Raw genomic sequence first — 12815 nt, 5'->3', positions numbered from 1 at the left:
GATTGGCACGAATAATCTGCGCGAATCCTGTGCAAAGCCACCGCCTTGTGGTGTCAGACCTCGTCCTTGCCGATGATCGTCGTCACGGCTGTCTTGACCTTGCTCAGATGGGCTTCCATCGCCGCGCGGGCTTCGGCTTCCGATCCTGCCTCAATGGCTTCGACAATACGGCGATGCTCGACATTTGACGCTTCACGGCGACCAGACATCAGATTAACGAGTTCAGATTGCTGGATCAGTGCTTCGCGGGCATCGGCGACGATTTTGGAGAAGACTGTGTTTCCGGAAGCCTCAGCAATAGCGCAATGAAATTCGGAATCGAGCAATTCCCATTTCTGCGGGTCCGTCTGGCGGTCCATCTTTTCGCAAAGCTCAAGCAGGTGGGCGAGTTGCCCGGCGCTGCGGCGCAGTGCTGCCCAGCCCGCCGCCGGTACTTCGATGAACGGGCGCGCCTCGATCAGATCACGCGCCGAATAACCGCCATAACTCAGTTCGCTTACGGGGGAAGTATTCAGGACATAAGTGCCACTACCTGTCCGGGTCTGGGTTAGCCCCAGCGTCTGTAGCGACCGCAGCGCCTCGCGCACGATTGGGCGGCTGACACCGAACCGGCCAGCAAGCTGGGCTTCTGAGGGCAGGCGGGTTCCAACTGCAAGGCGACCGGACGTGATGGCCGAGCGAATATCGTCGAACACAACTTCTGCCGCATTCTTTCGTGTGATCGGATGGGTGTCCGATAGCCAGTCGGCCAATTCGCTCATGTCCGAACCTCCGTCAATTGCCTCGCTCCTGTCAAGCAGCTAGGCAATTTTTGGAAGGATATCAATCCCAAAGCGGTTCAAAAAGGTTCGACCAACAGATACAAAAAGCCCTGCGCTCTAACTGGAGTGCAGGGCTTTCCGAATGGCAATTATCAGGCCGCTGTGGCGGACGTATTCAACTTGTTGGCCGACAGGATGCTGATGAACGCTGCACCATAAGCCGTGAGCGGCGCCATCTTGGCAAGCGCGCTCGCAATGGCGTCATGGTGGCTCAATTCTTCCTCGGAATCGTGGCGGAAGGATACGCAAACAGTTTCGCCATCTTCACCGATGAATTCTACCTGATAGGAATTTTCCTTGTCGCATCTTTTGACCAGAGCATCGACCACTTGCATGCAATCATTCTCCTTCCGAGCCGCATGAACGCGCTGGAATGGATATGGTTCCATAAAATTTTATCTTTTTTCCAATGTCAGTTCCGGTTTGACAGGCGGGCTGCACCCACTGCCGCCGCGAACGCAATGGCAAGCATGACAAAGGTGAATTCGGCAACCGCAGACCATCCATCCGCAACCCAGAAATAGCCGCCTGCTGCACCGGCGACACTGGAACCGAGATAGTAGGCGAGCAGATAGAGTGACGATGCATGTCCCTTTGTGTGGAGTGCCAGTCGTCCGACCAGAGCGCTGGCGACCGAATGGCTGATGAAGAAGCCAACAGTCACGAGGATGATGCCTGCGATGATGACAGGCAGCGGCGCAAACAGGGTCAGAAGACAACCTGCGGCCTGTATCGCAAGGCCGATGGGAAGAACGGTGAAATAGCCGAGCCTGTCGCCCATCCTGCCAGCAAGCCATGAAGCGGCGATACCGAACAGATAGACCGTGAAAATGGCGCCGAGCGCTGTCTGGCTGAGGCTGTAAGGCGCTGCGACAAGACGGAAACCGATATAGTTATAGATGGTGACGAAGGAACCCATCACGAGAAAGCCAATGGCAAAGAGCAGCGGGAGGGCCGGGTTGCGGATGTGGCCGATCCATGCGCCGAGGTGAAACCGTGCATTGAAGCCCGGACGCGGAATGAAGTTCTGCGAGGCGGGCAGCAGAAAGAGGAAGCCAATGGATGCGGCAAGTCCAAGCAGCCCCATGCCTGCCAGACCGACGCGCCAGGAGAAATACTCTGCGAGCGTTCCGGCAATGACACGGCCCGCCATGCCGCCGAATGCATTGCCAGCAATATAAAGCCCCATTGAAGCGCCAAGGCCGCGCGGGTCGATTTCTTCCGCCAGGTAGGTCATGGCGACTGCAGGCACGCCGCCGAGCAGCAGGCCCTGCAGGGCGCGAATGATGAGCAGCATATGCCAGTCCGGCACCAATGCACTGGCTATCGTGCAAAGTGCTGAGCCGAGGAGCGAGACGAACATCAGTGTCCTGCGTCCGAAGCGCTCAGATACAACGGCAGCACCGAAAATTGCAAAGGCGAGAAAGCCTGTCGAAACGGAAAGCGATAAGGAACTGGCCGCGGGCGTGATGTCAAAATCATGCGCGAAAAGCGGCATCAGGGGCTGGACACAGTAAAGCAGGGAGAAAGTTGCGAAGCCGGACAGGAACAGTGCAATGCTCGCATTGCGAAATGCCGGCGTGCCCTTGACGAGATAATGCTTTTGTTCGGTTGCCGTGGGAGCTGAAACGAGCTTGAGCTGGCTTTCCGGTGTTCTTACGCTGTCGAGGCTGCGTTCTGCGAGGCGTGACATGACTTTGCCTTTTCAAATCCTCCCGCTTTTTGATCTAGTCAAAGACGCTTCATTTGTCCAATATATGGAAGTGACGATTGCAATAGCTTTTGGATATAGCGATGGAACTACGTCATCTGCGTTATTTTCTGGCCGTGGCCGAAGAAGGCAATTTTACCCGCGCGGCTGCGAAGCTCGGTATCGGCCAGCCGCCGCTCAGCCAGCAGATACGCGACCTCGAGAACGAGATCGGGGTGGCGCTGTTTCATCGCGTGCCGCATGGAGCCGAACTGACGGCAGCAGGCACGGCTTTTCTCGGTGAAGCGAAGGCCTCCCTTGCCGCCGCCGAGAAGGCGAAGCTTGCAGCGCAGGGCGCGGCGCGTGGAGAAACCGGCAGGCTCGCGCTGGGTTTCACTGCATCGTCCGCTTTCAACCCAACCGTCAGCGGTACGATCCGCAAGTTTCGGGCCAGATGGCCCGATGTCCGGCTGACCCTGACGGAGATGAACAGTCATTTGCTGATGGAACAACTGGTCAGGGGAGAAGTGGACGCTGCCTTCATCCGGCCCGGATTGGAAAACCCCAAGGATGTACGCATGAAGCGGCTGGCTGATGAGCCGATGCTGATCGCTCTGCCGAGCCATCATCCGCTTGCCGTTCATCCCAAGCTGCCGATTTCAGCTCTGGCAAAAGAGGCATTCGTGCTTTTCCCGCGCATTGTGGGGCTTAGCCTTTACGACGATGTGGTTGAGGCTTGCCGGAATGCGGGCTTTGAAATGATCGTCGCGCAGGAAGCGCCGCAGATGCCATCCGTCGTCAATCTGGTCGCCGCCGATCTGGGCGTCTCGATTGTTCCAACTGCCATTGCGCAGATCAAGCTGGCCGGGGTGACTTATCGTCCAATCGAAGGCGAGCCCCTTCTGGCGCGGTTGGGGCTGGTTTCGATGAAGAACAACCGGTCGCCGCTTATCGATAATCTGATAAGCCTGTTGCCGGATCAGTAAGGACGATCCCGGAATATCCATTGTGTCCTCACAGCGGAGCCTGCGAGCTCATATGCAAGAGCCTTGCATGAACAGGGCTTCTCCGGTTTGATGATGGGATAGAATGCATATTTTGCTTTACGTACCTCAAAACGAAAGCTAAGCTTTTTATTGTGACGCTTTGGGAGGAGTTCACGTGCAGCCAGAACTATCGGCAAAGAGCATATTAAAGACGCACCAAATGCAGCAGTCCGCCATGGGCGGTTGCCTATGAGTGCGCCGGAAAAAGATGGCAGGCCTGCACTGCTGGAGGCTGTGTCGCTTTCCAAATCATTCGGTCCTGTCCAGGTTCTGAAGAATATCGATCTGTGCATTTTCGGCGGCGAAGTTCATGCGATCATTGGCGAGAACGGCGCCGGAAAATCGACGCTGATGAAGCTGCTCGCAGGCAATGAGCGTCCTACGAGCGGAGAAATCCGCATCGACGGCAAGCCGGTTACTTTCTCGGGGCCGGTGGAGGCCGAAGCGCAGGGCATCGTGCTGGTGCATCAGGAAATTCTCCTCGCACCCGATCTGACCGTCGCGCAGAACATCTATCTTGGTCGCGAGCTTAACCGTGGACTGGTTGTCGATGATAAATCGATGCGCGAAGGTGCGCGTAAGGCCATTCGTGATCTGGGCGCCGATATCGATCCGGATGCAGTTGTCGGCTCCCTGTCGATTGCGCAGCGCCAGCTGGTGCAGATCGCCCGCGTGCTGCTGGTGCCGCATCGTGTGGTGATTTTCGACGAACCGACCGCCTCGCTGACGCCGTTCGAGACCGAGGCGCTGCTGAAAGTGATCCGGGATATTCGCGCTAAGGGTGTCGCCGTTCTCTACATCTCGCACCGCCTGCCGGAAGTGAAGGAAATATCCGATCGCGTGACTGTGCTTCGCGATGGCAAGCTTGTTTCAGCGCATCTGTCTTCTGAATTGCAGCCATCAGACATGGCCCGCCTGATGGTTGGTCGTGACGTTTCAAAGCTTTATCCTGACCGCGCAAGCCAGCATGACAACGCTGCCATTCTTGAAATCGAGAACTTCAGCGTGCCGGGCTATGTGAAGAATGCGAGCTTTCATCTGAACCGGGGCGAGATACTTGGCTTTGCGGGCCTGGTCGGTGCGGGACGCACGGAACTGATGGAAGGTATTGTCGGGCTGCGACCCGGCAAGGGGGAGGCGCGCCACAATGGCAAGCCGGTCCATTTCCGCAACGCGCATGAAAGCCAGAAGGCGGGGATCGTTTATCTCAGCGAGGACCGGAAGGGCAAAGGGCTGCTTCTGTCCAAGGACCTGGGTGTAAATCTGACACTCGCCTCGCTGACGAAATTCGTGAGCGGTTTGCAGATCGACCGCAACCGGGAACGCACTGCACTCGATGATGCGATCCGCGAGTTCGATATTCGCACAGGCCGCAAGGACATTCTGGCAGGTCAGCTTTCGGGGGGGAACCAGCAGAAGCTTTTGCTTGCCAAGATGATGATGCTCGATCCGTCCATCGTGATCATTGATGAACCGACACGCGGTATCGACGTCGGCACGAAGGAGCAGATCTACCAGTTCATTGCCAATCTGGCAGATGAGGGGAAATCGATCATCGTGGTTTCGTCGGAAATGCCGGAGCTGATCGGTATCTGCGACCGCATCGTCGTGATGCGGGAAGGGCGGGTTGCCGGTGAGGTGACAGGCGACCGTATGACGGAACATGACATCGTCGTGCTTGCAACCGGCGTTGAAGCCGAAAATGCCGCATAAAAACAATAAAGTGGGAAATAGATGACACAGGTTGCGACCGATAAAAGCTCAGTGGCGAGGACATCCAAGGATTGGGATTTAAGGGCGATTGCCCCGTTCATTGCGCTCGCTTTGCTGCTTGTACTTGGTGCGATTGCCAACCCAAATTTCATCAGTATCGACAACCTTCTCAATGTCGCAACGCGCAGCGCTTTCATCGCCATTATCGCTCTCGGCGCCACCTATGTGATTTCATCGGGCGGGCTCGACCTTTCCGTGGGCGCAATGGTGGCTTTCGTCGCCAGTATCATGATCCTGTTCATGAATAGCGGGGTGATTGCCGATCCGGTGATGATGCTGATTGCAGCCGTGATGCTGGCGCTGATTGTTGGGGCAGCCTGCGGCCTGTTGAACGGGCTGATAACGACAGTTGGCGGCATCGAGCCTTTTATCGCCACGCTCGGCACTATGGGCATCTATCGTGGCCTCACCACATGGCTGTCGCAAGGCGGTGCGATCACCATGCGCAACCCGGACATTCAGGCGCTTTATCGCCCGGCTTATTTTGGTTCCATTCTTGGCGTGCCGGTGCCGGTTATCGTGATTTTCGTGACGGCAGCGCTTGCCGCATTCGTCCTTTATCGGACCCGCTATGGCCGCCATGTCATTGCCGTGGGATCGAATGAGGATGTGGCACGCTATTCCGGCATTTCAGTCAAGAAAGTGCGCACTATCGCGTTCGTCATTCAGGGCCTTTGCGTCGCTGTGGCTGTGCTTCTCTATGTGCCGCGTCTGGGTTCTACGTCGGCCACGACCGGCCTGATGTGGGAACTGCAGGCGATCACCGCCGTCGTTGTTGGTGGCACAGCTTTGCGCGGCGGCGTGGGCCGTATCTGGGGCACGATCTGCGGCGCGTTCATTCTGGAGATCATCGGAAACATCATGATCCTGTCAAACTTCGTCAGCGAGTATCTGCTCGGGGCAATTCAGGGCGCGATCATCATTATCGCCATGCTGGTGCAGCGTTCGCTGTCGCGAAGATAGGTCTAATGCCATGTCTCCCAAAAGCGGGAAGCGGTTTTGGGAGACATGCATGAAAACAAAAGCTTAAAGCGTGTCGTACGAGTATGATGAAATGCGGCACGCTTTAAGGATTGGCGGAATTGTTGGGGCGATTCCAGCCTGAGAGGAATGAGAGCCCCGTGTTTACTGGGAGGAAGACTATGCGAGGGAATTTGATGAAGCTTGCTTTCGCCGCTTTGACGGCGGGTGCGCTTGCCTTTGGCAGCGCAGCAAGTGCACAGGACAAGAAGGTGACGATCGGCGTGTCGATCCCGGCTGCCGATCACGGCTGGACGGCAGGTGTCGTCTATCACGCCGAACGCGTGGCGAAGCTTCTGATGGCTGAGCATCCGGGCCTCAACGTCATCGTCAAGACGTCGCCTGATGCGGCATCGCAGGCCAATGCGTTGCAGGATCTGGCCGTACAGGGCCTCGACGGGCTCGTTGTTCTGCCAACCGATCCAGATCCGCTTGTCAACGCCATCAAGGAAATCAAGGACAAGGGAACCTTTGTCGCTCTGGTCGACCGTGCGCCGAGCAGCAACGACAATTCCATCCGCGATCTTTACGTGGCGGGTAACAACCCGGCACTCGGACAGGTCGCCGGCGAATATATCAAGAAGACCACGCCCGATGCGCAAGTCGTCGTCATTCGCGGTCTGCCGATCCCGATCGATCAGCAGCGTCAGGACGGTTTCGACAAGGGCATTGAAGGCTCCAACGTGAAGGTTCTGGACCGCCAGTATGGCAACTGGAACCGCGACGATGCATTCCGCGTCATGCAGGACTTCCTGACCAAATACCCGAAGATCGATGTGGTCTGGGCACAGGATGACGACATGCTTGTCGGCGTTCTCGAAGCCATCAAGCAGGCCAACCGCAGCGACATTCAGTATGTCGTGGGCGGTGCAGGCTCCAAGGACATGATCAAGAAGGTGATGGATGGCGACAAGCTTGTGCCTGTTGATGTTCTCTATCCGCCGGCAATGGTTTCGACTGCCATGGAACTCGCCGCCGGTCATTTCTATGACCAGATTCCGGTGAGCGGCAGCTACATCCTTGATGCTACGCTCGTTACCAAGGACAATGCGAAGGATTTCTATTTCCCGGATTCGCCGTTCTAAGGTGCTTGAATACCGTGCGCCTGTCTGAGCAGGCGCACGGCTTTTCTTTTCATTCCCGATATGCAGCGCGAAGCGCGCTCTCAAGTTGCTCGATGCCGGTTGATGGCGGGGTCCGAGCATATTCAGGAGAAATTTGATGAAGACGATCAAGGGGCCCGGGATTTTTCTTGGGCAGTTCGCAGGCGATGAAGCGCCGTTCAACACATGGGATGGCATCACCAAATGGGCTGCCGAAAAAGGCTATGCCGGGGTGCAGGTTCCCACATGGGCCAGCCAGTTGATCGATCTGAAAAGGGCTTCTGAATCGAAGGATTATTGCGACGAATTCGCCGGGGTGGCTCGCCAGAACGGTGTCGAAGTCACGGAGCTCTCGACCCACTTGCAGGGCCAGCTCGTTGCGGTGCATCCCGCCTATGACGAAGCTTTCGATGGTTTCGCAGTGCCGGAAGTGCGCGGCAATCCCAAGGCGCGTCAGGCCTGGGCGGTCGAGCAGGTAAAGATGGCAATCCGCGCCTCACGCAATCTCGGCATTGGCGCGCATGCGACCTTTTCCGGCGCACTGGCCTGGCCGTTTGTCTATCCATGGCCGCAGCGTCCTACAGGTCTGGTCGAAACCGCATTTGAGGAACTCGCCCGACGCTGGAAGCCGATCCTCGATCACGCTGATGAGCATGGCGTCGATATATGCTATGAAATCCATCCCGGCGAAGACCTGCACGACGGCGTGACCTTCGAGATGTTTCTGGAGCAGGTCAAAAATCACCCGCGGGCCAACATGCTTTACGACCCGTCGCATTATGTCCTGCAGTGCCTCGATTATCTCGACAATATCGACATCTACAAGGATCGCATCAAGATGTTCCACGTCAAGGATGCGGAGTTCAATCCGACTGGGCGGCAAGGTGTCTATGGCGGCTATCAGGGCTGGGTCAACCGTGCAGGCCGCTTCCGCTCGCTCGGTGACGGGCAGGTGGATTTCGGCGCGGTGTTCTCCAAGATGGCCGCGAACGACTTTGACGGCTGGGCTGTGGTCGAATGGGAATGCGCGCTGAAGCATCCCGAAGATGGAGCGCGTGAAGGCGCGGAGTTCGTCAAGGCGCACATTATCCGCGTCACCGACAAGGCATTTGACGATTTCGCCGCCGGCGGCACCGATGATGCTGCCAATCGCCGTATGCTTGGATTATGAGGACGCGATGACCATCGAAGCTAAAACTACGGAAACTGCTGCTCCCCGTATTCGCCTCGGCATGGTGGGCGGCGGGGCTGGCGCGTTTATCGGCGGCGTGCACCGCATGGCGGCGCGTCTCGACAACCGGTTTGAACTGGTGGCAGGCGCTTTGTCGTCATCAGCGGAAAAGGCGCAGGCCTCGGGGCGTGAACTGGGGCTGGCCGAAGATCGCATCTATTCCAGCTACAAGGACATGGCCATTCGTGAGGCGCGGCTGAAAAACGGCATTGAAGCCGTTTCCATCGTAACGCCGAACCACGTTCATTATGAAGCTGCCAAGGAGTTTCTGCGGCGCGGCATTCACGTCATCTGCGACAAGCCGCTGACCTCGACGCTTGCCGATGCGAAGAAGTTGAAAAAGGTCGCCGATGAAAGCGACGCCTTGTTCGTTCTGACGCACAATTACACCGGCTATCCGATGGTGCGGCAGGCGCGCGAGATGATCGCCAATGGCGATCTTGGCGATCTTCGTGTCGTACAGGTGGAATACGCGCAGGACTGGCTGACCGAAGCGGTTGAGGCGACCGGTGCTAAGGGCGCTGTCTGGCGCACCGATCCGGCACAATCGGGGCTAGGCGGCGCGACCGGCGATATCGGCACGCACGCGTTCAATCTCGCCTCCTTCGTAACCGGCTTGACGCTCGACAGCCTTGCCGCCGATCTCGACAGTTTTGTCGAGGGGCGTCGCCTGGATGATAATGCGCATGTGATGCTGCGTTTTGCGGGCGGTGCAAAGGGCATGCTCTGGTGCAGCCAGGTTGCGCCCGGCAATGAAAACGCGCTGCGCCTGCGCGTCTATGGCACAAAGGGCGGCATTGAATGGGCGCAGGAGGACCCGAACTATCTCTGGTTCACGCCTTTTGGCGAGCAGAAGCGGCTCATCACGCGGGGCGGTGCCGGTGTCGGCTCTGCGAGCGCCCGCGTGACCCGCGTACCGGCTGGGCATCCTGAAGGTTATCTGGAAGCTTTTGCCACGATTTATTCGGAAGCGGCCAATGCTATCGAAGCCCACCGCAACGGCAAAAAGCCGGATAGTGCCGTGATTTATCCGACCGTTGATGACGGCTTGAAGGGCGTTGCTTTCATCGACGCCTGCGTGCGCTCGTCACAGAAAAACGGCGGTTGGGTCAAGCTTTAGAAGTCGATATGTTATAGAAAAAAGGGCGCCGGTGGCGCCCTTTTTTATCCGTCGATTTAATACCAAAACTCGATGAGTTTGTCTCATCGAGTTTTGGTTAAGCCCGTGCGGCGACTGAGCATTTTCAGGGCGTGATGCGTTAGCATCTCAGCGCCCTGGTACAATGGCTTCAAACGTAACGATTGACGACGTTTTCGAGATATTCCTGACGGCCGGATTTCGGCTGCGGATTGATGTCCTTTGCTTCAACTTCAGCCGTGATCTGGTCCAGCGAGAGACCTGTCAAAAGCCTCTTGCCGAAATCGCCATCCCAGCCTGCATAACGTTCATCGAGCGGCTTGGACAATGCGCCGTCTTCAAGCATTCCGGCGGCTGCTTTCAACCCGCGCGCACAGCAATCCATGCCACCGATATGACCGATCAGCAGGTCTTGCGGGTCGAGCGACTGACGGCGCAGCTTTGCGTCGAAATTCGTACCACCGGTCGTGAAACCGCCCGCAAGCAGGACCTGATAATAGGCAAGCGCCATTTCCGGCACATTGTTCGGGAACTGGTCCGTGTCCCAACCCGACTGATAGTCATTACGGTTCATGTCGATTGAACCGAAAATGCCAAGCGCACGGGCAAGCGCCAGTTCATGCTCGAAGGAGTGACCGGCCAGAATGGCGTGGCCCTGCTCGATATTAACCTTCACCTCGTTTTCGAGGCCGTATCGCTTCAGGAAACCATAGACGGTCGCGACGTCATAATCATACTGATGCTTGGTCGGTTCCTGCGGCTTCGGTTCGATCAGGATCGTGCCCTTGAAGCCGATCTTGTGCTTGTATTCGACCACCAGATTAAGGAACCGTCCCATCTGGTCGAGTTCGCGTCCAAGGTCGGTGTTGAGCAGCGTTTCATAGCCTTCGCGACCGCCCCAGAGCACGTAATTCTCGCCACCGAGCCGTTTCGTCGCGTCGATGCAGCTTTTCACGGTTGCCGCCGCAAAGGCGAACACATCCGGATCGGGATTGGTTGCGGCACCGCCCATATAGCGGCGATTGGAGAACAGGTTGGCTGTGCCCCAAAGCAGCTTTACGCCGGTTTCGGCCTGCTTCTTCTCGAAAATATCGACGATCTCGTTGAGATATCGCGTGTTTTCCGCAAAGTTGCGTCCTTCGGGCCGCACATCGGCATCGTGGAAGCAATAATAGGGCGCGCCAAGCAGAGAGAAGAACTCGAAGGCCACGTCAGCCTTGAGCTTTGCCGCATCCAGTTCGTTGGAATACCAGGGACGGTCGAAGGTGCGTCCGCCGAACGGGTCGCCACCCTCCCAGGCAAAACTGTGCCAGTAGGCGACCGCAAAGCGCAGATGGTCTTCCATGCGCTTGCCTAGCACGATTTCATCCGGATTATAGTGACGGAATGCCAGCGGGTTGTCGCTGTCCGGTCCCTCATATTTAACCTTCTGAATGTCGCCGAAAAATCCGGTGCTCATTGTGTCCTCCCGTTCGAATGTCGTCATGTCTGATTGTTTGCGGCAGCGTCACTAACCGGCGAGGGCGTGAAGTGCCGGATAAAGGGCGTGATAACGCTGATAGGCTTCCTCATAGGCCGGGAGCAGGGCGGCTTCCGGCTCTATCGTGCGTTCCGTGCGCGGCGGCGTGCAGACGGCAAATGGATCAGCGCTGGTGGCCGCGATGAGACCCAGTCGCGCGGCGCCAAAAGCACCACCGAAGTCGCCTTCTTCCGGCAAGGCAATCGGTACATTCAACGCGGTCGCGATTGCCTTCAGCCAATAAGTGGAACGCGAGCCGCCGCCGACGGCGGTCAACGACTTGATATCTGTGCCAGCCGATTGCAGCGCGGCGAGATTGTCGCGGATTGCAAAGGCAACGCCTTCCAGAACGGCTTGCGTCAATGCGCGCTGATCGGATTCATGCTCCAGACCTGAAAATACGCCGCGTATCTTCGCATCGTTATACGGGGTGCGTTCGCCGGAAAGATAAGGCAGGAATGTCGCGCTGCCCGGCGCATTCAGCGTGTCGCCGAGTTCCTTATCAAGCTCATGTGCCGTTTTGCCGACAAGCCGCGCATACCAGTCGAGCGCGCTTGCCGCGGACAGGATGACACCCATCTGGTGCCAGGTGTTGGGCAGGGCGTGGCAGAAGGCATGAACTGCACTTTCAGGCTTTGGCTGATAGGCACCATTTGCTGCAAAGAGCACGCCCGATGTGCCGAGCGAAACGAAGGCATGGCCGGGCTTGACCGTGCCCATGCCGCAGGCAGAAGCGGCGTTGTCGCCAGCGCCCCCCGCCACGACCGGCTGACCGGCAAGGCCCCATTCTGCGGCAAGCTCAGTTCGCAGGCATCCGGTTGCGTCCGTGCCTTCGGCAAGACGCGGCATCTGGTTTTCATCGAGACCGGTCTTGTCCAGCAGTTCTTGAGACCAGCGGCGTGCACCGGTATCGAGCCAGCTTGTACCTGCTGAATCCGACATGTCGGAGACATATTCACCGGTCAGCCAGAGGCGAAGGTAGTCCTTCGGCAACAGCACCTTGCGGATGCGCGCGAAAATCTCCGGTTCATTATTGGCAACCCAAACCAGCTTCGGCGCTGTAAAACCGGGAAAGACAATATTGCCGGTGATGGCGCGAAAAGCCGGGTCAGCATCGAGCTTTGCTGCTTCGCGATAGCTGCGCGTGTCGTTCCAGAGGATGCAGGGACGCAAAACCTGATCCTGTTCGTCCAGCAAGGTAGCGCCATGCATCTGGCCAGAGAGGCCAATACCGGCAATCGCCGAAAACTCCTTTGGGTGGGCAGTGCGCAGACCATCAATTGCAGTGCGACAAGCCTTGATCCAATGTGCCGGGTCCTGTTCACTCCAGCCCGGATGGGGACGGGAAACATCCAGTTCGCCATGGGCCGAACCGATCACTGTCTGCGCGTCGTCGATCAACAGCGCCTTGACACCGGATGTTCCTAGATCGAGCCCGAGATACATATTTGCTCCTGTTGGAAAGGCATTGTTG

The 12815-nt window shown here is 57.4% G+C and carries 11 protein-coding genes; 6 read left to right on the top strand and 5 right to left on the bottom strand.

What is annotated here, in order from left to right:
- Window positions 1-53 precede the first annotated feature (53 nt).
- The 3 genes from F9K94_RS18325 to F9K94_RS18315 all read right to left on the bottom strand — a co-directional run bounded on the left by F9K94_RS18325 (window position 54) and on the right by F9K94_RS18315 (window position 2514).
- Window positions 54-761 (bottom strand): FadR/GntR family transcriptional regulator, encoded by a 708-nt coding sequence (locus tag F9K94_RS18325; RefSeq protein WP_061347819.1) that lies wholly within the window; start codon window positions 759-761, stop codon window positions 54-56.
- A 152-nt stretch (window positions 762-913) separates the two neighbouring features.
- Window positions 914-1156, bottom strand: a complete 243-nt coding sequence (locus F9K94_RS18320; protein WP_235920646.1) for a hypothetical protein — start codon at window positions 1154-1156, stop codon at window positions 914-916.
- Window positions 1157-1233: 77 nt separating this feature from the next.
- Complete coding sequence (locus F9K94_RS18315) at window positions 1234-2514, bottom strand: MFS transporter (protein WP_151647479.1); 1281 nt, start codon at window positions 2512-2514, stop codon at window positions 1234-1236.
- 101 nt (window positions 2515-2615) lie between these two features.
- Between F9K94_RS18315 and F9K94_RS18310 the strand changes: the two genes are divergently transcribed.
- The 6 genes from F9K94_RS18310 to F9K94_RS18285 all read left to right on the top strand — a co-directional run bounded on the left by F9K94_RS18310 (window position 2616) and on the right by F9K94_RS18285 (window position 9804).
- Window positions 2616-3497 carry a LysR family transcriptional regulator gene (locus F9K94_RS18310; RefSeq protein WP_061347822.1) on the top strand — a complete coding sequence of 294 codons (882 nt, stop codon included), beginning with the start codon at window positions 2616-2618 and terminating at the stop codon, window positions 3495-3497.
- 249 nt (window positions 3498-3746) lie between these two features.
- Window positions 3747-5270 carry a sugar ABC transporter ATP-binding protein gene (locus F9K94_RS18305; protein ID WP_151647477.1) on the top strand — a complete coding sequence of 508 codons (1524 nt, stop codon included), beginning with the start codon at window positions 3747-3749 and terminating at the stop codon, window positions 5268-5270.
- Between the two features lie 21 nt (window positions 5271-5291).
- Window positions 5292-6293: an ABC transporter permease gene (locus F9K94_RS18300; protein WP_151647475.1), complete on the top strand. Its 1002-nt coding sequence runs from the start codon at window positions 5292-5294 to the stop codon at window positions 6291-6293.
- A 179-nt stretch (window positions 6294-6472) separates the two neighbouring features.
- The gene (locus F9K94_RS18295; protein WP_012092835.1) at window positions 6473-7435 is read left to right on the top strand and encodes a substrate-binding domain-containing protein; all 963 of its coding nucleotides are present in this window, start codon (window positions 6473-6475) and stop codon (window positions 7433-7435) included.
- A 136-nt stretch (window positions 7436-7571) separates the two neighbouring features.
- Entirely contained in the window at window positions 7572-8624 is a 1053-nt protein-coding gene (locus tag F9K94_RS18290) for a sugar phosphate isomerase/epimerase family protein (protein ID WP_151647473.1), read from the top strand.
- 7 nt (window positions 8625-8631) lie between these two features.
- A complete protein-coding gene (locus tag F9K94_RS18285) occupies window positions 8632-9804 on the top strand; it encodes a Gfo/Idh/MocA family protein (RefSeq protein WP_151647471.1) in 1173 nt (390 codons plus the stop codon).
- A gap of 169 nt (window positions 9805-9973) precedes the next feature.
- On the opposite strand, the gene xylA is transcribed toward F9K94_RS18285, so the two are convergent.
- The gene (gene xylA, locus F9K94_RS18280; RefSeq protein WP_151647469.1) at window positions 9974-11281 is read right to left on the bottom strand and encodes a xylose isomerase; all 1308 of its coding nucleotides are present in this window, start codon (window positions 11279-11281) and stop codon (window positions 9974-9976) included.
- Window positions 11282-11332: 51 nt separating this feature from the next.
- The gene (xylB, locus tag F9K94_RS18275) at window positions 11333-12787 is read right to left on the bottom strand and encodes a xylulokinase (RefSeq protein WP_151647467.1); all 1455 of its coding nucleotides are present in this window, start codon (window positions 12785-12787) and stop codon (window positions 11333-11335) included.
- Between the last annotated feature and the right edge of the window lie 28 nt (window positions 12788-12815).

Source organism: Brucella tritici, assembly GCF_008932285.1.
Taxonomy (GTDB): Bacteria; Pseudomonadota; Alphaproteobacteria; order Rhizobiales; family Rhizobiaceae; genus Brucella; species Brucella tritici.
The sequence above is the reverse complement of the archived record's forward strand: the minus strand, read 5'-3'. Positions and strand labels throughout refer to the sequence as shown.